The sequence below is a fragment of the Pseudomonas sp. FG36 genome (assembly GCF_057809275.1).
Genome location: NZ_JBMDJQ010000011.1, coordinates 74,103 through 95,853 on the forward strand (window position 1 = coordinate 74,103; position 21,751 = coordinate 95,853).

Annotated in this window: 18 protein-coding genes; 11 read left to right on the forward strand and 7 right to left on the reverse strand. The window is 63.7% G+C overall.

The window, feature by feature from the left end:
- Nucleotides 1-64: 64 nt before the first annotated feature.
- From ACODS9_RS11175 to ACODS9_RS11185, 3 genes are all read right to left on the reverse strand, one after another.
- Nucleotides 65-2,875: an FAD-binding and (Fe-S)-binding domain-containing protein gene (locus ACODS9_RS11175; protein WP_489093914.1), complete on the reverse strand. Its 2,811-nt coding sequence runs from the start codon at nt 2,873-2,875 to the stop codon at nt 65-67.
- A gap of 71 nt (nt 2,876-2,946) precedes the next feature.
- A complete protein-coding gene (gene lldD / locus ACODS9_RS11180; protein ID WP_038706870.1) occupies nt 2,947-4,092 on the reverse strand; it encodes an FMN-dependent L-lactate dehydrogenase LldD in 1,146 nt (381 codons plus the stop codon).
- Nucleotides 4,093-4,155: 63 nt separating this feature from the next.
- Nucleotides 4,156-5,826 (reverse strand): lactate permease LctP family transporter, encoded by a 1,671-nt coding sequence (locus tag ACODS9_RS11185; protein ID WP_102683181.1) that lies wholly within the window; start codon nt 5,824-5,826, stop codon nt 4,156-4,158.
- A 260-nt stretch (nt 5,827-6,086) separates the two neighbouring features.
- Between ACODS9_RS11185 and ACODS9_RS11190 the strand changes: the two genes are divergently transcribed.
- Nucleotides 6,087-6,854, forward strand: a complete 768-nt coding sequence (locus ACODS9_RS11190) for an FCD domain-containing protein (RefSeq protein ID WP_023629356.1) — start codon at nt 6,087-6,089, stop codon at nt 6,852-6,854.
- A 58-nt stretch (nt 6,855-6,912) separates the two neighbouring features.
- Here the strand turns inward: ACODS9_RS11190 and smpB are convergent, their stop codons facing one another.
- The gene (smpB, locus tag ACODS9_RS11195; protein ID WP_023629355.1) at nt 6,913-7,395 is read right to left on the reverse strand and encodes an SsrA-binding protein SmpB; all 483 of its coding nucleotides are present in this window, start codon (nt 7,393-7,395) and stop codon (nt 6,913-6,915) included.
- A gap of 161 nt (nt 7,396-7,556) precedes the next feature.
- Here smpB and ACODS9_RS11200 point away from each other — a divergent pair, with 161 nt between their 5' ends.
- Complete coding sequence (locus ACODS9_RS11200) at nt 7,557-7,991, forward strand: type II toxin-antitoxin system RatA family toxin (protein ID WP_046854056.1); 435 nt, start codon at nt 7,557-7,559, stop codon at nt 7,989-7,991.
- 88 nt (nt 7,992-8,079) lie between these two features.
- Here the strand turns inward: ACODS9_RS11200 and ACODS9_RS11205 are convergent, their stop codons facing one another.
- Nucleotides 8,080-8,598, reverse strand: coding sequence for an outer membrane protein assembly factor BamE (locus ACODS9_RS11205; protein WP_046854057.1), 519 nt, complete (start codon nt 8,596-8,598; stop codon nt 8,080-8,082).
- 97 nt (nt 8,599-8,695) lie between these two features.
- On the opposite strand from ACODS9_RS11205, the gene fur reads away from it, so the two are divergent.
- The gene (fur, locus tag ACODS9_RS11210) at nt 8,696-9,100 is read left to right on the forward strand and encodes a ferric iron uptake transcriptional regulator (RefSeq protein WP_028691268.1); all 405 of its coding nucleotides are present in this window, start codon (nt 8,696-8,698) and stop codon (nt 9,098-9,100) included.
- Between the two features lie 77 nt (nt 9,101-9,177).
- On the opposite strand, the gene recN is transcribed toward fur, so the two are convergent.
- Entirely contained in the window at nt 9,178-10,851 is a 1,674-nt protein-coding gene (recN, locus tag ACODS9_RS11215; protein ID WP_046854058.1) for a DNA repair protein RecN, read from the reverse strand.
- Between the two features lie 183 nt (nt 10,852-11,034).
- On the opposite strand from recN, the gene grpE reads away from it, so the two are divergent.
- The 8 genes from grpE to ACODS9_RS11255 all read left to right on the forward strand — a co-directional run bounded on the left by grpE (nt 11,035) and on the right by ACODS9_RS11255 (nt 21,368).
- Nucleotides 11,035-11,589, forward strand: coding sequence for a nucleotide exchange factor GrpE (gene grpE, locus ACODS9_RS11220; protein ID WP_023629352.1), 555 nt, complete (start codon nt 11,035-11,037; stop codon nt 11,587-11,589).
- Between the two features lie 101 nt (nt 11,590-11,690).
- Nucleotides 11,691-13,616 carry a molecular chaperone DnaK gene (gene dnaK / locus ACODS9_RS11225; RefSeq protein WP_217867301.1) on the forward strand — a complete coding sequence of 642 codons (1,926 nt, stop codon included), beginning with the start codon at nt 11,691-11,693 and terminating at the stop codon, nt 13,614-13,616.
- Nucleotides 13,617-13,827: 211 nt separating this feature from the next.
- A complete protein-coding gene (gene dnaJ / locus ACODS9_RS11230; RefSeq protein ID WP_028691264.1) occupies nt 13,828-14,952 on the forward strand; it encodes a molecular chaperone DnaJ in 1,125 nt (374 codons plus the stop codon).
- A gap of 13 nt (nt 14,953-14,965) precedes the next feature.
- On the forward strand, nt 14,966-15,772 hold the full coding sequence (dapB, locus tag ACODS9_RS11235; protein ID WP_038706867.1) for a 4-hydroxy-tetrahydrodipicolinate reductase: 807 nt from the start codon (nt 14,966-14,968) through the stop codon (nt 15,770-15,772).
- 226 nt (nt 15,773-15,998) lie between these two features.
- The gene (gene carA, locus ACODS9_RS11240) at nt 15,999-17,135 is read left to right on the forward strand and encodes a glutamine-hydrolyzing carbamoyl-phosphate synthase small subunit (protein ID WP_023629348.1); all 1,137 of its coding nucleotides are present in this window, start codon (nt 15,999-16,001) and stop codon (nt 17,133-17,135) included.
- 105 nt (nt 17,136-17,240) lie between these two features.
- Nucleotides 17,241-20,462, forward strand: coding sequence for a carbamoyl-phosphate synthase large subunit (carB, locus tag ACODS9_RS11245; RefSeq protein ID WP_489093915.1), 3,222 nt, complete (start codon nt 17,241-17,243; stop codon nt 20,460-20,462).
- Nucleotides 20,459-20,941 (forward strand): transcription elongation factor GreA, encoded by a 483-nt coding sequence (gene greA / locus ACODS9_RS11250; RefSeq protein WP_082120346.1) that lies wholly within the window; start codon nt 20,459-20,461, stop codon nt 20,939-20,941. The genes carB and greA overlap by 4 nt, the downstream gene beginning before the upstream one ends.
- On the forward strand, nt 20,919-21,368 hold the full coding sequence (locus ACODS9_RS11255) for an MFS transporter (protein WP_082120347.1): 450 nt from the start codon (nt 20,919-20,921) through the stop codon (nt 21,366-21,368). Before greA ends, ACODS9_RS11255 begins: the two co-directional genes overlap by 23 nt.
- Before the next feature lie 12 nt (nt 21,369-21,380).
- On the opposite strand, the gene ACODS9_RS11260 is transcribed toward ACODS9_RS11255, so the two are convergent.
- Nucleotides 21,381-21,689, reverse strand: coding sequence for a YhbY family RNA-binding protein (locus ACODS9_RS11260; protein WP_027595032.1), 309 nt, complete (start codon nt 21,687-21,689; stop codon nt 21,381-21,383).
- Between the last annotated feature and the right edge of the window lie 62 nt (nt 21,690-21,751).

The window sequence follows — 21,751 nt, forward strand, 5'->3', positions numbered from 1 at the left end:
CGGCTTTGCCGGCGCCATCGCGGGGCTGGCCCGCTCCCACGAGAGAGCGGGGTTGCCTTGCGGTTCAGTGGCCGCGCGCCCGGGTAACCCGGTCTACCAGGTAGACCAGCCCGTGATAATCGATGCCACTGTGGCTCGACAGGCCGATCTCGCAGGTGCGGCTGGTGGAGATCCCCTCGCTGCAATACTGCACCGCGTCCTTGAGCGTGCGCAGCGAATGGGCGTTGAGCTCCGGTGTGGTGAAGCCCTTGTCGCCGGCGAAGCCGCAGCAATGAATGCCTTCGGGGATCACCACCTGCTTGCTGCAGCGCCGCGCCAGGTCGATCAGCGCCTGGCTTTCGCCCAGGTGCTGGGTGCTGCAGGTCACGTGCACCGCCACGGGCTCGTCCTGGGGGGTGAACTCCAGCTTGTCGACCAGGTGGGTGCGGATGAAGCGCACCGGGTCGTACAGGTCCAGCCGCGATTCGCCCAGGTCCTGGACCAGGCGCAGGGTGCAGGGGCTGGTGTCGCAGTAGATCGGATCAAGGCCGCCACGGCTGGCGTGCAGCAGCGCGGTGATCAGTTCCTGGCGCTTGTGCTCGGCCTGCTTGGGGTAGCCCTTGGAGGCGAACGGCTGGCCGCAGCACAGACTGTCGGCGTTGTCCGGGAACACTACCTGGTAGCCGGCCTTCTCTAGCAGGGCACGGGTTTTGTCCAGCAGCGAACTCTGCTCGCGGTCGGCATAGGCCGGGCCCATGACCCGCGATACGCAGGCGGCCAGGTAGACCACGCGAGGGCGGGCGTCGTGGCTCGCGGTGCTGAGCTCGACGGCTCGCAGCGGCTGCGGCATGGCGGGAGTCCACTGCGGCAGGCGGCCTTTGCTGGCCTTGCTCAGGCGGGCGCTGAGCCGGCTCATGCGCGGGGCACCGAGCAGCTTGCGCGCGCCATTGGCGGCGGCCAGCGTGAAGCGCGCGCCGTGCAGGGTGGCGTGGAAATGCTCGGCCAGCCAGTCGGCGGCCTTGCCGTGTTCGGCCGCCTGACCGCGCAGCTTCTTCACCAGCTCGCCGGTGTTGATGCCCACCGGGCAGCGCTGTGCGCACAGGCCGGTGGCGGCGCAGGTGTCGATGCCCTGGTACTGGTAGGTGCGCAGCAGTTCGCGGGTATCAACGCCGGCGCGTTTCTTCGCCTGGATGTCGCGCCACATGACGATGCGCTGGCGCGGGCTCAAGGTAAGCCCTTTCGACGGACACACCGGCTCGCAGAAACCGCACTCGATGCACTTGTCGACGATCTCGTCGGCGGCCGGCAGCGGCTTGAGGTTCTTCAGGTGGATGTCGGGGTCCTCGCTCAGCACCACATCGGGGTTGAGGATGCCGTTGGGGTCGAGCAGGCGCTTGAGCTTCCACATCAGCTGGTAGGCGTCATGCCCCCATTCCAGCTCGACGAAGGGCGCCATGTTGCGCCCGGTGCCGTGCTCGGCCTTGAGCGAGCCGCCGAATTCCACGGCCACCAGCTGCGCCACGTCGTCCATGAAGGCCTGGTAGCGAGCCACTTCCTCGGCACTGTTAAAGCCCTGGGTGAAGACGAAGTGCAGGTTGCCTTCCAGGGCGTGGCCGAAAATGATCGCCTCGTCGTAGCGGTGCTTGTCGAACAGCTGGATCAGGCGGTTGACGCCTTCGGCCAGTTGCTCGATGGGGAAGGTCACGTCCTCGATGATCACCGTGGTGCCGGTCTGGCGCACGGCGCCGACGGCGGGGAAGGTGTCCTTGCGGATCTTCCACAGCTGGTTGTACACCGCCGGGTCTTCGCTGAACGCGACCTTCTGCTCCAGCGGGTAGTCGTCGATGGACGCCATCACCTGCTCGAGCTGCTCGTGCAGCAGGCTCTGGCTGGCGGCGCGGCACTCGATCAGCAGGGCGCAGGCGTTTGCCGACAGGTCCTTGACCCATGCCGGCATGCCCGGCATCTCCTGCACCGAGCGCAGGCTGCGGCGGTCGAGCAGCTCCACGGCGGAGACTGGCTGGCGCTTGAGCATGGTCACGGCGCGGCAGCAGCTTTCAACGCTGGGGAACACCAGCAGCGCGCTGGCCTTGTGCGGGTGGTCGGGCACGGTGTTGTAGGTGACGGCACTGATGAAGCCAAGGGTGCCTTCGGAACCGACCAGCAGGTGCTGCAGGATATCGAGCGGCTGGTCGTAGTCCACCAGTGCGTTGAGTGAGAGCCCCGTGGTGTTTTTCAGCCGGTACTTGTGCCGGATGCGTTCAGCCAGCGCGGTGTTGGCGCGGGTCTCGCGGCCAAGGCGGGCCAGTTCGTCCAGCAGGCCGGCGTGGCTGTGCTCGAAGGCGGCGACGCTGGTTGGGTCCTCGCTGTCCAGGCGGGTGCCGTCGGCCAGCACCAGGCGCAGACCAGCGAGGGTGTGGTAGGTGTTCTGGGCGGTGCCGCAGCACATGCCACTGGCATTGTTGGCGACGATACCGCCGATCTTGCAGGCGTTGATCGACGCCGGGTCCGGGCCGATCTTGCGCCCATAGGGGGCCAGCCAGGCATTGGCCTGGGCGCCGATCACGCCGGGCTGCAGGCGGATCTGCCCGCCCTGGTGGCGAATCTCCCGGCCATTCCAGTTGTCGCCGAGCACGATCAGCACCGAGTCGCTGATGGCCTGGCCGGACAGGCTGGTGCCGGCGGCTCGGAAGGTCACCGGCACCCGGTCGCGCTGGGCCAGCTGGATCAGCGCGACCACTTCGTCCTCGGACTCCACGCGCAGCACCAGCTTGGGGATCAGCCGGTAGAAGCTGGCGTCGGTGCCGAAGGCCAGGGTCGAGGTCGGGTCGTCGAAGCGGCGTTCGGCGGGGATCAGGCGCTCGGCATCACGCAGGAACGCGGCGGGCAGGCTCATGCAGTCTCCTCGCGGGGCCGCGGCGTCTGGCGCGCGGCGTGCCCCGGATATTCAGGCGTTGGCGGGCGCGCTCAGGCGCCCAGTTCGCGGACCAGCGAGTCTTTGCTGATCTCGCCGATGGACTTGGCACCGGTCAGCACCATGGCCACGCGCATCTCCTTCTCGAACAGCTCCAGCAGGTTCTTCACCCCGGCCTCGCCATGGGTGGCCAGGGCATAGAGGAAGGCGCGGCCGATCAGCACGCTGTCGGCGCCCAGGGCGATCATGCGCACCACATCGAGGCCGCTGCGGATGCCGGAGTCGGCGAGGATCTTGATATCGCCCTTCACCGCGTCGGCGATGGCCGGCAGGGCGCGGGCGCTGGACAGCACGCCATCGAGCTGGCGGCCGCCGTGGTTGGAGACGACGATGCCGTCGGCGCCGAACTTGACCGCGTCGCGGGCGTCATCGGCGTCAAGGATGCCCTTGATGATCATCGGGCCGTCCCAGAATTCGCGGATCCACTCCAGGTCTTTCCAGGAGATGGACGGGTCGAAGTTGTTGCCCAGCCAGCCGATGTAGTCGGCCAGGCCCGTGGGGTTGCCGCGGTAGGCGGAGATATTGCCCAGGTCGTGGGGGCGGCCCATCACGCCGACGTCCCAGGCCCATTGTGGGTGGGTCATGGCTTGCAGCACGCGGCGCAGCGGGCCGTTGGCGCCGCTCATGCCGGAGTGGGCATCGCGGTAGCGGGCGCCGGGCACGGGCATGTCGACGGTGAACACCAGGGTCTTCACGCCGGCGGCCTTGGCGCGCTCCAGGGCGTTGCGCATGAAGCCGCGGTCCTTGAGCACATACAGCTGGAACCACATCGGCCGGTCGATGGCCGGGGCCACTTCTTCGATCGGGCACACCGATACCGTCGACATCGTGAACGGAATGCCGTGTGCCGCCGCTGCGCGTGCCGCCTGCACTTCGCCACGGCGGGCGTACATGCCGGTGAGGCCGACCGGGGCGAGGGCCACGGGCATGCTCAGGGTTTCGTCGAACAGCTGCGTCTGCAAGCTCAGCTCGGACATGTTCTTCAGTACGCGCTGGCGCAAGGCGATGCCGGCCAGGTCCGAGACGTTGTGGCGCAGGGTGTGCTCGGCGTAGGCGCCGCCGTCGGCGTAGTGGAACAGGAAGGGGGGCAGCTTGCGTTGGGCCGCGGCGCGATAGTCGGTGGAGGCGGAAATGATCATGGATTCTCGCAGCGTTGCTTGTGGGGAATGCCGGGCGCGTCAAGGCGCCCGGCCCCTGTCACTTTAGTGATGAACCAGCATGCCAGTGAGCCAGTAGGCCTGGACCAGAGTGATCAGGCCGACGATGGTGGCGAAGAACAGGCTGTGCTTGACGGTGAAGCGGAACAGGTCGGATTCCTTGCCGACCAGGCCGGTGGCCGCGCAGGCCACGGCGATCGACTGCGGCGAGATCATCTTGCCGGTCACGCCGCCGCTGGTATTGGCCGCCACCAGCAGGGTGTCGCTGACGCCGATCTGGTGCGCGGTGGTGGCCTGCAGCGAGCTGAACAGGGCGTTGGACGAGGTGTCCGAGCCGGTCAGGAACACGCCCAGCCAGCCGAGGAACGGCGAGAAGAACGGGAACGCCGCGCCGGTGCCGGCCAGCACCAGGGCCATGGTCGAGGACATGCCCGAGTAGTTGGTGACGAAGGCGAAGGCCAGCACCATGCCGATCGACAGGATCGGCCAGCGCAGTTCCCAGAACGTTTCTTTGAAAGTGGTCAGACCAGTTTTGAAGTTGATCTTCAGCACCCACATCGAGATCAGTGCCGAGAGGAAGATCGCGGTGCCGGTGGCGGAGATCGGGTCGAGCTTGAACACGGCCGGCATGGCGGTGGGCGCTGTGACGATTGGTGCGGTCTTGACCACCAGCTGGTCGAGGTGCGGGATGGCGAAGTTGAACACGAAGTTGTACATCGCGCCGCCCGGGGCGAAGGCCGCCTTGAACGGTTTGAGGGTCCAGATGGTCACCAGCACGGTGAGGATCAGGAATGGCGACCAGGCCTTGAAGATCTCGCCAAAGCTGTACGGGCTCGGTTGGCTGCCGCTCGACTGCACGACGGCGGCGCCGACACTGCCCTTGGCCTCGGCGAACGCGCGCTTGGGCTGCCAGACCTTGAGGAACAGGGTCAGGGCGATCAGGCTGGCCAGGGCCGAGGTGATGTCGGGCAGCTCCGGGCCGATGAAGTTGGAGGTGAAGTACTGGGTGACGGCGAAGCTCAGGCCGGCCACCAGGGCGGCAGGCCAGGTCTCTTTCACGCCGCGCACGCCGTCCATCATGAACACCAGCCAGAACGGCACGAACAGCGACAGCAGCGGCAGCTGGCGACCGGTCATGGCGCCGATGTGGAAGGCGTCGATGCCAGTCACCTGGCCGGCGACGATGATCGGGATGCCTAAGGCGCCGAAGGCCACCGGGGCGGTGTTGGCGATCAGGCACAGGCCGGCGGCGTACAGTGGGTTGAAGCCCAGGCCCACCAGCAGCGCGGCGGTGATGGCCACCGGGGCGCCGAAGCCGGCCGCGCCTTCGAGGAAGGCGCCGAAGCAGAAGCCGATCAGCAGCACCTGCAGGCGCTGGTCGTCGGTGATCGACAGTACCGAGCTGCGGATGACTTCGAACTGGCCACTCTTGACCGTGAGTTTGTAGAGGAACACCGCGGCGACGATGATCCAGGCAATCGGCCACAGGCCGTAGAGGAAGCCATAACCCGCAGCGGCCAGCGCCATGTCGACAGGCATCTGGAAGGCGAAGATCGCCACCAGGATCGACAGTGCCAGGGTGATGCTGCCGGCGACGTGGCCCTTGAGGCGGAACACGGCGAGGGCGAGGAAGAAGAACACGATTGGGATGACCGCCGCCAGCGCGGACAGGCCAAGGCTACCAAGCGGGGTATAGAGTTGTTGCCAGGTTTGCATATGGGGTGGCCCCTAATTGTTGTTGGTCAAGGCACTGGCATTGGATAATTGGTAAGACCAATTTACAATGGCTGGTCGCTAGGTTAAGAGCGCCACGCAGGGTGTGTCAATTTGTCCTGTGGGAAACTTTGGTCGGATGCCGATGAGCGGGCATCTGCTTGGCTGGGAAAAACGCCGCCTGACGGCTGTCGGCGCAAGCCGGATAGGCGCAGAATAGGCGCCCCCGGATTCGCATCCCCGGGGTTCGTGGAGAGCATGTGATGGTTTTTGATCAGGTCCGCCAGCGGCGCCTGTCCGACGACATCGTCGATCGGTTGGAAGGGATGATTCTCGAAGGCACCCTCACCTCGGGTCAGCGCCTGCCGGCCGAGCGCGCCCTGGCCGAGCAGTTCGGCGTGTCGCGGCCATCGCTGCGCGAGGCGATCCAGAAGCTGGTGGCCAAGGGCTTGCTGGTCAGTCGCCAGGGCGGCGGCAACTATGTGGCCGAGTCATTGGGCTCGACCTTCAGCGACCCCTTGCTGAAGCTTCTCGAATCCAGTCCCGAGGCGCAGCGTGATCTGCTGGAGTTTCGTCATACGCTGGAGGCGTCCTGCGCCTACTACGCGGCGCAGCGCGCCACCGAGCCGGATCGCGAGCGGCTGAAGACTGCCTTCGATGCGTTGCAGGACTGCTACAACCGTGTCGGTGAAGTGGACCGGGCGGAGGAGGGGGCGGCGGATGCGCGTTTCCATCTGGCCATTGCCGAGGCCAGCCACAATGCCGTGTTGTTGCACACCATTCGCGGGTTGTTCGACCTGCTCAAGCGCAATGTGGTGACCAACATTGGCGGCATGTACCAGCAACGCACTGAGACCCGCGACATGCTGATCAGCCAGCATCGCGAGTTGTATCTGGCGATTGTCGAGGGGCGTGCGGAAGACGCGCGGGAGGTGTCCAGCCGGCACATTCTGTATGTGCAGGAAGTGCTGCAGGAGGCGCAGCAGGAAGCGCAGCGGGTGGCGCGGGCGGAGCGGCGCAGCGGGCGCTGATTCTGGACTTCGTGGGAACGGGGCAAGCCCGCTCCCACGTGAAAGGTCAGGCCGAGCCTTACTCTTCCTTGCCCTTGTTGCGCATCGTGCGCTGCAGCTCGCGGTTGGAGTCGCGCTCGCGCACGGTATCGCGCTTGTCGAACTCCTTCTTGCCCTTGCCGAGTGCGATCTCGCACTTGATCAGGTGCTTGCTCCAGTACAGCGACATCGCCACGCAGGTGTAGCCCTTCTGCGCCACGGCCGCTTCCAGGCGCTCGAGCTCGCGCTTGTTCAGCAGCAGCTTGCGGGTGCGGATGGGGTCGGCAATGACGTGGGTGCTGGCGGTGTTCAGCGGGGTGATGTGGCTGCCGAACAGCCAGGCTTCGCCATCCTTGAGCAGCACGTAGCTGTCGGTCAGGTGCGCCTTGCCGGCCCGCAGGCTTTTTACTTCCCAACCGGACAGGACCAGCCCGGCCTCGAACTTGTGTTCGATGAAGTAATCGTGTCGCGCTTTCTTGTTCTGCGCGATGGTCCCGGTCGGATGCTTCTTTTGTTTAGCCATAGGGGCGGCATTATAGGCAGTCGCCGCGTCCTCGGCTACGGGGTTTAGCTGCGCTTGAGCCTGTTGTGTGAATCCCGGACAATGCAACCCACGCTCTGCCGCGCAGAGCCGTTTTCAAGGCGCTGACAAGCGCTGCCGCCCAGTTTGGAAGTGACGCCTGGATGACTACCCATATTCAACGCTCCGCTCTGCTGCCGTACCCTGCCCAGGCGCTCTACGACCTGGTCAACGATGTGGCGAGCTACCCGGAGTTCCTGCCCTGGTGCTCGGCGTCCACGGTGCTCGAGACCAGTGACACGCACATGCGGGCCAGGCTGGAAGTGGCCAAGGGTGGCATGAGCCAGCAGTTCATCACGCGCAATGTGCTGGTGCCGGGGCAGTCGATCGAGATGAACCTGGAGGAGGGGCCGTTCACCCAGTTGCATGGGCTGTGGGTGTTCAAGCCGCTGGGAGAAAAGGCCTGCAAGATCAGCCTCGACCTGTCGTTCGACTACGCCGGTGCCTTGGTGCGGGCCACCTTGGGGCCACTGTTCAACCAGGCGGCCAACACCATGGTCGATGCCTTCTGTCAGCGGGCCAAGCAGCTCAATGGTTGAGGGTGCGCGTGGCGGGTGAGCAAGCCCCGCCATTCATGCAGGCAATAAAAAGCCCGGGCAAGATCCGGGCTTTTTAGTATCGGCGCATTTACTGCGGCGAAGTTTCCAGCGGTGCTGGTGTCGGCACCGGGGTGGTCTCGACGTTGTCGATTTCCTTTTGCAGTGAGTCTTCCAGCGAGCCTGGCTTGGCTGGCTTCTCCGGTTGGCTCGGCTGCTTGTCCGGGTTGACCGTGGTGTCGCCGCTGCCGCCGAGGATTTCCTGGTCGCGGCTGACGCCTGGCATGAAGTCGCCGGAGAGGTTGACCAGTTGGTCGTTCTCGTTGAAGAAGATGCTCATGCGCTCTTGCTGGCGCTGGCCGCCGCCAGGCTGCAGGCTGTAGAGATAATCCCAGCGATTGGTGTGGAAGGTGTCCTGCAGCAGGGGGTTGCCCATGATAAACCTTACTTGTCGGCGGGTCATTCCCGGGCGCAATTGGTCTATCATATCCTGCGTGACGACATTGCCCTGCTGGATGTCGATTTTGTAAACCCCGGGAAACGAGCAACCGGCGAGTGCGAGCAGTCCCACTAGGGTGAGGCTGGTTAGCAAGAGCTTGGTGTTTTGCATCGGTGGGCGACTTCCACTATCTTGGCTGGACAACGTAAACCCCGATCATACCCGTATTAAGAGAAGCTGCGAAGCAGCATCGGCGAGAAAGCTGACCATGGTTGAAAATAGCGAATTGCGCAAAGCGGGCCTCAAGGTAACCCTGCCTCGAGTAAAGATTCTTCAGATGCTCGACTCCGCCGAGCAGCGTCACATGAGTGCCGAGGATGTGTACAAGGCGCTGATGGAAGCTGGCGAAGATGTCGGTCTGGCGACCGTGTACCGCGTACTGACCCAATTCGAAGCGGCGGGCCTGGTGGAGCGCCACAACTTTGATGGCGGCCACGCGGTGTTCGAGCTGGCGGATGGTAAGCACCACGATCACATGGTCAACGTGGACAGCGGTGAAGTCATTGAATTCTTCGATGCCGAAATCGAGAAGCGCCAGAAAGAGATCGTTGCCGAGCATGGCTTCGAGCTGGTGGACCACAATCTGGTGCTGTACGTGCGTAAAAAGAAGTAACGATTTAATCGTTATTGACGACAAAGGCGACCTTCGGGTCGCCTTTGTGCTTTCTGGGTTGGGCTCGCTTCGGCCGCTCAGGCCTTGCCACTCACTACCATCTTGCGCGCATGGGCCAGCGACTCCTTGGTGAGGTCGATGCCGCCCAGCATCCGCGCCACTTCCTCGACTCGCTCGCGCTTGCCCAGGCTGGCCACGGCGGTATGCGTGGTGTCGCTGTTGCGCACTTTGTGCACGAACAGGTGGTGATGCCCCTGGGCGGCTACCTGTGGCAGGTGGGTCACGGTCAGCACCTGGCCGCGTTCGCCGAGGCGGCGAAGCAATTGACCGACAATCTCGGCGGTCGGGCCGCCGATACCCACGTCGACTTCGTCGAATACCAGGGTCGGAATGCGTGAAGTCTGTGCGGTGATCACCTGGATCGCCAGGCTGATGCGTGACAGCTCGCCGCCCGAGGCCACCTTGGCCAGGCCCTTGAGTGGCTGGCCGGGGTTGGCGCTGACCAGCAGCTCGATCTGCTCCAGGCCGTGGGGCGAGAGGTCCGTGCTTTCGAAAGGGGTGAGTTCGATGCAGAAGCGCCCGCCGGGCATGCCCAGGCGCTGGATTTCCTGCTCCACGGCGGTGGCCAGCTGCTTGGCCGCCTGCTGGCGCAGGGCGCTGAGCTCGATGGCCTTCTCTTTATAGTGCTGGGCGAAGGCCGCGAGCTCCTCGCCCAGCCGCTCGATCGACTCGTCGCTGGCGTTCAGGCCTTCCAGCTCCTCCATCAGGCGCTGTTGCAGGTGCGGCAGTTCGGTGGGGTGCACGCGGTGTTTGCGGGCGAGTGTATAGATAGTGTCCAGGCGTTCTTCGAGGGTCTGCAGGCGCATCGGGTCGGCATCGAAGTTGTCGAGGAAGCGGTTGAGTTCGCCGACGGCCTCTTCCACCTGGATCTGCGCGCTGGCAATCAGGTTGACCGCCTCGCCCAGTGCCTTGGGTGCATTGCCTACCGCGCCTAGGCGATTGAGGCTCATGGTCAGGGCGCTAAGCACGTTGCCCGAATCGCTTTCGCTGCACTGGTCGATGACCTGGCGGCAGATGCCGAAGAGGGCCTCGGCATTGGTCAGGTTCTTGTGCTCCTGCTCCAGCTGTTCCAGCTCGTTTTCGCCAAGGCCCAGGTTGTCGAGTTCCTCCAGCTGGTAGCTGAGCAACTGGTGGCGCGCCCGCTGCTCGTCGCCGGAGTTGCTCAGGCGCTCCAGCTCTTGGCGCGTCTGGTTCCAGCGCTTGGCGGCCAGCTGTACCTGGCGGGCCAGGTCGGTGGCGCCGGCGTACTCGTCCACCAGACGGCGGTGGGTATCGGTTTTCAGTAGCGACTGGTGTTCGTGCTGGCTGTGGATGTCGATCAGCAGCTCGCCCAGGGCCTTGAGGTCGCCCAGCGGGCAGGGGGTGCCATTGATGTAGCCGCGGCTGCGGCCCTCGGCGGTGATCACTCGGCGCAGGATGCAGGGGCCGTCGCTTTCCAGGTCGCGCTCGGCGAGCCAGGCGTGCGCCTCGGGGATGTCGACCAGGTCGAAGGTGGCGAGGATGTCCGCCTTGTCGGTGCCCGGACGCACCACGCCACTGTCGGCGCGATCGCCAAGGGCCAAGCCGAGGGCGTCGAGCATGATCGACTTGCCGGCCCCGGTCTCGCCGGTGATGACGGACATGCCGCGGGCGATCTCGAGGTCGAGGTGTTCGACGATGGCGTAGTTGTGGATGGACAGGTGCACCAGCATTGGGGCGGCTCCCGAGGGGTCGTGTCTGGATATTTATACAGTGCTTTTCGCGAGTCTGCCAATAGCCGGTCGACGAATGTGGAAAAGCACCTGCCCCCTTGAACCTGGTTTTTCCGACCCCATATAGCCGGCAAGACATGGCGAGCCTGGCTCGCACGACAGAAATCGTGGAGGAGAAACCCAATGGCTGACGAACAGCTGGATGAGAAGAACCTGAATTCCGAAGAAGCCGGTGCAGCAACCGCCGACGCGCGCGTTCTGGAGCTCGAAGAGCAGCTGGCCGCCGCCAAGGACCAATCCCTGCGCGCTGCCGCCGACCTGCAGAACATCCGTCGCCGTGCCGAGCAGGACGTCGAGAAGGCGCACAAGTTCGCCCTGGAGAAATTCTCCTCCGACCTGCTGCCGGTGATCGACAGCCTGGAGCTGGCCCTGGCGCACTCCAGCGCTGAAGACGAGAACGTCAAGAAGATCCGTGAAGGTGTCGAGCTGACCCTGAAGATGTTCCAGGACACCCTCAAGCGCTACAACCTTGAAGCCGTCGATCCGCACGGTCAGCCGTTCAACGCCGAACACCACCAGGCGATGGCCATGCAGGAAAGCGCCGATGTCGAGCCGAACAGCGTGATCAACGTGTTCCAGAAGGGCTACCTGCTCAACGGCCGCCTGCTGCGCCCCGCCATGGTGGTGGTCAGCAAGGCGCCGAGCGCTGCGCAGCCTTCGATCAATGAAAAGGCTTGAAATCTTTCCGGGCGCCCCCATTTAGGTGTCAAGCCTTCAAGTATTAGCGCAGATGGCCAAAGCAGTCACTGCTACCAAATTCAAGTTTCGGGAGAATCATCATGGGTAAAATCATCGGTATTGACCTGGGGACCACCAACTCCTGCGTCTCCGTGCTGGAAAACGGCACCGCCAAGGTCATCGAGAACGCCGAAGGCGCGCGCACCACGCCTTCGATCATCGCCTACGCCAACGACGGCGAAATCCTGGTTGGCCAGTCGGCCAAGCGCCAGGCGGTCACCAACCCGCACAACACCCTGTTCGCGGTGAAGCGTCTGATCGGCCGCCGCTTCGAAGAAGACGTCGTCCAGAAAGATATCAAACTGGTGCCTTACAAGATCGTCAAGGCCAACAACGGTGATGCCTGGGTCGAGGCTTCCGGCAAGGAAATGGCGCCGCCGCAGATCAGCGCCGAAGTCCTGAAGAAAATGAAGAAGACCGCCGAAGACTACCTCGGCGAGCCTGTCACCGAAGCGGTCATCACCGTACCGGCCTACTTCAACGACAGCCAGCGCCAGGCGACCAAGGACGCCGGCCGCATCGCTGGCCTGGACGTCAAGCGCATCATCAACGAACCGACTGCCGCCGCGCTGGCCTACGGCATGGACAAGGGCAAGGGCGACCACACCGTCATCGTCTATGACCTGGGTGGCGGTACCTTCGACGTATCGGTCATCGAAATCGCCGAAGTCGACGGTGAGCACCAGTTCGAAGTACTGGCTACCAACGGCGACACCTTCCTGGGTGGCGAAGACTTCGACATGCGCCTGATCGACTACCTCGTCGACGAGTTCAAGAAAGAGTCCGGCATGGACCTGAAGAACGATCCCCTGGCCCTGCAGCGCCTGAAAGAAGCCGCTGAAAAAGCCAAGATCGAGCTGTCCTCGGCCCAGTCGACCGACGTCAACCTGCCGTACATCACTGCAGACGCAACCGGTCCGAAGCACCTGAACGTGAAGATCTCCCGCGCCAAGCTGGAGTCGCTGGTCGAAGACCTGGTCAACCGTACCATCGAGCCATGCCGCATCGCCCTGAAGGACGCCGGCATCGATGCCAGCAAGATCGACGACGTGATCCTGGTCGGTGGCCAGACCCGTATGCCGATGGTGCAGAAAGCCGTTGCCGACTTCTTCGGTAAAGAAGCACGCAAGGACGTCAACCCGGACGAAGCTGTCGCCATGGGTGCTGCCATCCAGGGCGCCGTTCTGGCCGGTGACGTGAAGGACGTGCTGCTGCTGGACGTCAGCCCGCTGACCCTGGGTATCGAAACCATGGGTGGCGTGATGACCGCGCTGATCGAGAAGAACACCACCATCCCGACCAAGAAGTCGCAGGTGTTCTCGACCGCCGACGACAACCAGGGCGCCGTGACCATCCACGTGCTGCAGGGCGAGCGCAAGCAAGCTTCGCAGAACAAGTCGCTGGGCAAGTTCGACCTGGCCGATATTCCGCCGGCTCCACGTGGCGTGCCGCAGATCGAAGTGACCTTCGACATCGACGCCAACGGCATCCTGCACGTCGGTGCGAAGGACAAGGCCACCGGCAAGGCGCAGTCGATCGTGATCAAGGCCAACTCCGGCCTGTCCGACGAAGAAATCGAGAAAATGGTGCGTGACGCCGAGGCCAATGCCGAGGAAGACCGCAAGTTCGAAGAGCTGGCCGCCGCCCGTAACCAGGGTGACGCGCTGGTCCACTCGACTCGCAAGATGGTCACTGAAGCGGGTGACAAGGTCACCGCCGAAGAGAAGACTGCCATCGAGGCCGCCGTGGTTGCCCTGGAAGCCGCCGTCAAGGGCGACGACAAGGCTGCCATCGACGCCAAGGTCGAGGAGCTGTCCAAGGTTTCGGCCCCTGTTGCCCAGAAGATGTACGCCGAGCAACAGGCCGAGCAACCGCAGGGCGGCGCCCAGCAGGCCGAGCCGGAAGCCAAGCACGATGACGTGGTTGACGCCGAGTTCGAAGAAGTAAAAGACAACAACAAGCAGTAAATCCTGCATGTTGTCGCCCAGTTCACCGTCGTTTGCCGGTGAGCTGGTAGGATGTCGCCGCGCGGGGGCTTGCTCCCGCGTTGGCGTGTCTGGAACACGAGAATTATTTACAGCATCTGTCTGGGCGCATTCGCGTATGGCGGCAGGTGCTGACGGCATGGCGCACCGATGCGCAGAGGTATGCCGAACGCCCCCAAGAGTGCAATGACCTATGGCAAAGCGTGATTTTTATGAAGTCCTGGGTGTCGAGCGTGGCGCCAGTGAAGGTGATCTGAAGAAGGCCTACCGCCGTCTGGCGATGAAGTACCACCCTGACCGCAACCCGGGTGATAAAGAGTCCGAAGACCTGTTCAAGGAGGCCAACGAGGCCTACGAAGTGCTGTCGGATGCCAGCAAGCGTGCGGCGTACGACCAGTACGGCCATGCCGGCGTCGATCCGAGCATGGGCGGCGGCGGTGCCGGCTTCGGTGGTGCCAACTTCTCCGATATCTTCGGCGATGTCTTCAGTGATTTCTTCGGCGGTGGCCGTGGTGGTGGTCGTGGCGGCGCCCAGCGTGGCAGCGACCTGCGCTACACCCTCGAGCTCAATCTCGAAGAGGCGGTGCGCGGTACCACGGTCAATATCCGCGTCCCCACGCTGGTCAACTGCAAGCCGTGCGACGGCTCCGGCGCCAAGAAGGGCTCGACCCCGTCGACCTGCCCGACCTGTGGCGGTATCGGCCAGGTGCGCATGCAGCAGGGCTTCTTCGCGGTACAGCAGACCTGCCCGCGCTGCCATGGCCAGGGCAAGATCATCACCGACCCTTGCGGCTCGTGCCACGGCGAAGGCCGTGTCGAGGAATACAAGACCCTGTCGGTCAAGGTGCCGGCTGGCGTCGATACCGGCGATCGCATCCGCCTGTCCGGCGAAGGCGAGGCGGGTGCCCATGGCGGCCCGACCGGTGACCTGTACGTGGTCGTCAACGTGCGTGAGCACCCGATCTTCCAGCGCGACGGCAAGCACCTCTACTGCGAAGTGCCGATCAGCTATACCGATGCCGCCCTGGGTGGCGAGCTGGAAGTGCCGACCCTCGATGGTCGCGTGAAGCTGAAGATCCCCGAAGGTACCCAGACCGGCAAGCAGTTCCGCTTGCGCGGCAAGGGCGTGGCGCCGGTGCGCGGTGGCGCGGCAGGCGACCTGCTGTGCCGTGTGGCGGTGGAAACGCCGGTCAACCTCAGCCGTCGCCAGCGCGAGCTGCTCGAAGAGCTGCGCGATTCGCTGGAAGGCGACAGCTCCCATTCGCCCAAGGCCAGCGGCTGGTTCGAGGGTGTGAAGCGCTTCTTCGGCGATCTCTGAGAAGGAACAGGCTATGCGACGTATTGCGGTAATGGGCGCGGCGGGGCGGATGGGCAAGACCCTCGTCGAGGCTGTGCAGCAGCAGGCGCCCCAGACCGGGCTGACAGCGGCGATCGATCGCCCGGACAGCTCGCTGGTCGGGGCCGATGCCGGTGAGCTGGCGGCCCTGGGGCGTATCGGCGTGCCGATCTGCGATGACCTGGCCAAGGTCGCCGACGAGTTCGATGTGCTGATCGACTTCACGCATCCTTCGGTGACCCTGAAGAACCTGGCGTTCTGCCGCAAGGCGGGCAAGGCCATGGTCATCGGCACCACCGGTTTCACGCCGGAAGAAAAAGAGCTGCTGGCGGAGGCGGGCAAGGAGATCCCGATCGTCTTCGCCGCGAACTTCAGCGTGGGCGTGAACCTCAGCCTCAAGCTGCTGGACATGGCGGCCCGGGTGCTGGGCGATGATGTGGATATCGAGATCATCGAGGCCCATCACCGGCACAAGGTCGACGCGCCGTCGGGGACCGCGCTGCGCATGGGTGAAGTGGTTGCCAATGCGTTGGGGCGCGACCTGCAGGAAGTAGCGGTTTACGGTCGTGAAGGCCAGACCGGTGCCCGTGATCGCAAGACCATCGGTTTCGCCACCGTGCGTGCCGGTGATGTGGTCGGTGACCACACCGTGCTGTTCGCCGCCGAAGGCGAGCGCCTGGAGATCACCCACAAGGCCTCCAGCCGCATGACGTTCGCCAAGGGCGCCGTGCGCGCCGCGCTGTGGCTGGAAGGGCGCGAGCCTGGCCTGTACGACATGCAGGACGTGCTCGAGCTGCGTTGATGCCGTGGGGCTGCCTGGCAGCCCCTTGTCGCATTGGTGTGTTTTAGAGACACATCTACGGTAGACCGAAAACGCACTTTTCTGTAAGCTACAGCTTTAGTGTGTCCACTAAAAGCGCGCAGCGAATTGAATTCAGCACTTAAAAGCGGGGTGACGTGTCCATACGTCACTCCGCTTTTTTGCAACCTGCGATCGCCCTTTCATGCTTGATTTACGGGAGGTCTTCTTGACAAAGCCAGCCATACTCGCCCTTGCCGACGGCAGTATTTTTCGCGGTGAAGCCATTGGTGCCGACGGTCAGACCGTTGGCGAGGTGGTATTCAACACCGCTATGACCGGCTACCAGGAAATCCTTACAGACCCTTCCTACTCGCAGCAAATCGTCACCCTGACCTACCCGCACATCGGCAATACCGGCACCACTCCGGAAGACGCCGAATCCAACCGCGTCTGGTCCGCCGGCCTGGTCATCCGCGACCTGCCGCTGCTGGCCAGCAACTGGCGCAACACCCAGTCGCTGCCTGAGTACCTCAAGGCCAACAACGTTGTCGCCATCGCCGGTATCGATACCCGTCGCCTGACCCGTATCCTGCGTGAAAAGGGCGCCCAGAACGGCTGCATCCTCGCCGGTGACAACATCACCGAAGAGCAGGCCATCGCCGCTGCCCGCGCCTTCCCAGGCCTGAAGGGCATGGACCTGGCCAAGGTCGTCTCCACCAAGGAGCGCTACGAGTGGCGTTCCAGCGTGTGGGAACTGAAGACCGACAGCCACCCGACCATCGACGCTGCCGACCTGCCGTACCACGTGGTTGCCTTCGACTACGGCGTCAAGCTGAACATCCTGCGCATGCTGGTCGCGCGTGGTTGCCGCGTGACCGTGGTGCCTGCCCAGACCCCGGCCAGCGAAGTGCTCGCGCTCAACCCCGATGGTGTGTTTCTGTCCAACGGCCCTGGTGATCCGGAGCCATGCGACTACGCCATCCAGGCGATCAAGGAAATCCTCGAAACCGAGATTCCGGTCTTCGGCATCTGCCTCGGCCACCAACTGTTGGCCCTGGCCTCCGGCGCCAAGACCGTGAAGATGGGTCATGGCCACCACGGTGCCAACCACCCGGTCCAGGACCTGGACACCGGCGTGGTCATGATCACCAGCCAGAACCACGGCTTTGCCGTCGACGAAGCCACCTTGCCGGCTAACGTACGCGCCATCCACAAGTCGCTGTTCGACGGCACCCTGCAGGGTATCGAGCGCACCGACAAGAGCGCGTTCAGCTTCCAGGGCCACCCTGAAGCGAGCCCGGGCCCGACCGACGTCGCGCCACTGTTCGATCGTTTCACCGATGCCATGGCCAAGCGCCGCTGAGCATCCTGCTTCAAGGCCCCGGGCCGGCTTGTGCCGCGCCCGGAAGCGCCTGACCCAGATTGTTCAAAGCGGCTTGCCGACTGACCCCGGATTTGAGTGACCACCATGCCAAAACGTACAGACATCAAAAGCATCCTGATTCTCGGCGCTGGCCCGATCGTGATCGGCCAGGCCTGTGAGTTCGACTATTCCGGCGCCCAGGCCTGCAAGGCCCTGCGCGAGGAAGGTTTCCGCGTCATCCTGGTGAACTCCAACCCAGCCACCATCATGACCGACCCGGCCATGGCCGACGCCACCTATATCGAGCCGATCAAATGGCAATCGGTGGCCAAGATCATCGAGAAAGAGCGCCCGGACGCCGTCCTGCCGACCATGGGTGGCCAGACCGCGCTGAACTGCGCCCTGGACCTGGAGCGCCATGGCGTTCTGGAAAAGTTCGGCGTGGAGATGATCGGTGCCAACGCCGACACCATCGACAAGGCCGAAGACCGCTCGCGCTTCGACAAGGCCATGAAGGACATCGGCCTTGAGTGCCCGCGCTCGGGTATCGCCCACAGCATGGAAGAGGCCAATGCGGTCCTCGAGAAGCTCGGCTTCCCATGCATCATCCGCCCGTCCTTCACCATGGGCGGCACCGGTGGCGGCATTGCCTACAACCGTGAAGAGTTCGAAGAAATCTGCACCCGTGGTCTGGACCTGTCGCCGACCAAGGAACTGCTGATCGACGAATCGCTGATCGGCTGGAAGGAATACGAGATGGAGGTGGTCCGCGACAAGAAGGACAACTGCATCATCGTCTGCTCCATCGAAAACTTCGACCCGATGGGCGTGCACACCGGTGACTCGATCACCGTGGCTCCGGCACAGACCCTGACCGACAAGGAATATCAGATCATGCGCAACGCCTCGCTGGCGGTGCTGCGTGAAATCGGTGTCGAAACCGGTGGTTCCAACGTGCAGTTCGGCATCTGCCCGGACACCGGCCGCATGGTCGTGATCGAGATGAACCCGCGTGTTTCGCGTTCGTCCGCCCTGGCCTCCAAGGCCACCGGCTTCCCGATCGCCAAGATCGCCGCCAAGCTGGCCATCGGCTACACCCTCGACGAACTGCAGAACGACATCACCGGCGGCCGTACCCCGGCGTCCTTCGAACCGTCGATCGACTACGTCGTCACCAAGCTGCCACGCTTCGCCTTCGAGAAATTCCCCAAGGCCGACGCCCGCCTGACCACCCAGATGAAATCCGTCGGTGAAGTCATGGCCATCGGCCGTACCTTCCAGGAATCCCTGCAGAAAGCCCTGCGTGGCCTGGAAGTCGGCGCCTGCGGTCTCGACCCGAAAGTCGACCTGGCCAACCCGGAAGCCGCCAGCATCCTCAAGCGCGAACTGACCGTGCCGGGTGCCGAGCGTATCTGGTACGTGGCCGACGCCATGCGTTCGGGCATGACCATCGAGGAAATCTTCCAGCTGACCGGCATCGACCTGTGGTTCCTGGTGCAGATGGAAGACCTGATCAAGGAAGAAGAGAAGGTCAAGACCCTGGCCCTGTCGGCGATCGACAAGGACTACATGCTGCGCCTCAAGCGCAAGGGCTTCTCGGACCAGCGCCTGGCCAAGCTGCTCGGCATCACCGACAAGAACCTGCGCCGTCACCGCCACAAGCTGGAAGTGTTCCCGGTGTACAAGCGCGTCGACACCTGCGCCGCCGAGTTCGCCACCGACACCGCCTACCTGTACTCGACCTACGAGGAAGAGTGCGAGGCCAACCCGTCGACCCGCGACAAGATCATGATCCTGGGCGGTGGCCCGAACCGTATCGGTCAAGGCATCGAGTTCGACTACTGCTGCGTGCACGCAGCGCTGGCACTGCGTGAAGACGGTTACGAGACCATCATGGTCAACTGCAACCCGGAAACCGTCTCCACCGACTACGACACCTCCGACCGTCTGTACTTCGAGCCGCTGACCCTGGAAGACGTGCTGGAAGTCTGCCGCGTCGAGAAGCCGAAGGGCGTCATCGTCCACTACGGCGGCCAGACCCCGCTGAAACTGGCCCGTGCCCTGGAAGAAGCCGGCGTGCCGATCATCGGTACCAGCCCGGACGCCATCGACCGCGCCGAAGACCGCGAGCGTTTCCAGCAAATGGTTCAGCGCCTGAACCTGCTGCAGCCGCCAAACGCCACCGTGCGCAGCGAAGACGAAGCCATCAAGGCGGCCGGCACTATCGGCTACCCGCTGGTGGTGCGTCCGTCCTACGTACTGGGCGGCCGTGCGATGGAGATCGTCTACGAGCTGGACGAACTCAAGCGCTACCTGCGTGAAGCGGTGCAAGTGTCCAACGACAGCCCGGTGCTGCTCGATCACTTCCTCAACTGCGCCATCGAGATGGATGTGGATGCGGTCTGCGACGGCACCGACGTGGTGATCGGCGCGATCATGCAGCACATCGAGCAGGCCGGCGTTCACTCCGGTGACTCGGCGTGCTCGCTGCCACCTTACTCGCTGAGCAAGGAAGTGCAGGACGAAGTCCGCGTGCAGGTCAAGAAAATGGCCCTGGAACTGGGCGTGGTCGGCCTGATGAACGTGCAGCTGGCCCTGCAGGGTGACAAGATCTACGTGATCGAGGTCAACCCGCGCGCCTCGCGTACCGTGCCGTTTGTGTCCAAGTGCATCGGCACCTCGCTGGCGATGATCGCCGCACGCGTCATGGCAGGCAAAACCCTGAAAGAACTGGGCTTCACCCAGGAAATCATCCCGAACTTCTACAGCGTCAAGGAAGCCGTCTTCCCGTTCGCCAAGTTCCCGGGGGTTGACCCGATCCTCGGCCCTGAGATGAAATCCACCGGTGAAGTCATGGGTGTCGGCGACAGCTTCGGTGAAGCCTTCGCCAAGGCCCAGATGGGCGCCAGCGAAGTACTGCCGACCGGCGGTACCGCGTTCATCAGCGTGCGCGACGACGACAAGCCACAAGTGGCTGGCGTTGCCCGCGACCTGATCGCCCTGGGCTTCGAAGTGGTTGCAACTGCAGGCACCGCCAAGGTTATCGAAGCGGCCGGCCTGAAAGTGCGCCGTGTGAACAAGGTGACCGAGGGTCGCCCGCACGTGGTCGACATGATCAAGAACGACGAAGTGTCGCTGATCATCAACACCACCGAAGGCCGCCAGTCGATCGCCGACTCCTACTCGATTCGTCGCAATGCGCTGCAGCACAAGATTTACTGCACCACCACCATTGCGGCCGGTGAAGCCATCTGCGAGGCGCTGAAATTCGGTCCGGAAAAGACCGTTCGTCGCCTGCAGGATCTGCATGCAGGACTCAAAGCATGAGCATTACCAAGTATCCGATGACCGTCCAGGGCGCTCGCGCCCTGGAAGAAGAGCATCTGTTCCTGAGCAAGACCGAGCGCCCGCGCCTGAGCCAGGCTATCGGTGAGGCCCGCGAGCTGGGTGACCTCAAGGAAAACGCCGAATACCATGCCGCCCGTGAGGAGCAGGGCATGGTCGAGGCGCGTATTCGCGATATCGAAGGCCGCCTGCAGAACTCGGTGGTGATCGACGTGACCACCATTGCCCACACCGGCAAGGTCATCTTCGGCACCACTGTCGATCTGGAGAACACTGAAACCGGCGATCAGGTGACTTACCAGATCGTTGGCGAAGATGAAGCCGACGTGAAGAAAGGCAAGCTTTCCAGCGGTGCACCTATCGCCCGTGCCATCATTGGCAAGGAAGAAGGTGACACGGTGGTCGTGAAGACGCCGAACGGTACGGTCGAGTACGAGATTGTCGAAGTCAAGCACATCTGACCGGCGCCTGCGGGCGCCATCCCTCGAGGGGATTCTCTGGCAGCTGGCCCAGGTTTTCTGGGTCGGCGGCCTGTGGGTGTTCCACGTGGGGCTGGTGCCGGCGCTGAAAGTCAGTGGCCTGGCGCCGTTGCTGGTGCACGACATTGCTGCACAGATCGACCGCTGGTTGATCGGCGTGGCAATGCTCGGGCTGTTGACCCAGCTGGCTGTATTGGCGAGGGTGGATGGCCTGGCGGCCTGGTGGCGGCAATTTCGCGGCCAGATGCTGTTGCTCGGCTTCGCTGCCTGCGTCAGCTACTACACTCTGCGCTACGGGATCTCCGTGGGCGAACGCTGGCAGATGTTCTGCTTTTTGGTGCTGGGTTTTTCCGGCATCGTGCTGGTGGCCCAGCCGGTTCCGGTCAGGGCGCGCAAGGCGCGCCACTGATCGGCGCCACCGTTACTTGAAGCGGTGGATGTTGGACAGCTGCTTGTTCGGCTGTGGGTTCTTGCGGTAGATCAGCGCCTTCTTGCCGATGGTCTGCACCAGCTCGGCGCGGCCGACCTTGCACAGTTCGGCGATCGCGGCGGCGCGCTCTTCACGGTCTTCCGAACGGATTTCGACCTTGATCAGCTCGTGATCGGCCAGGGCGCGCTCCAGTTCGGCGGCGACGCCTTCGTTCACACCGTTGCCAGCAACGATCAGGACCGGCTTCAGGTCATGACCAATGGACTTGTATTGCTTCTTCTGCTCGTTATTGAGCGGCATAATCTGACCCTTTTCGTCTGATTCTGTAAAATTGACGGGCATTTTACCCGAGGGCCCCTGGC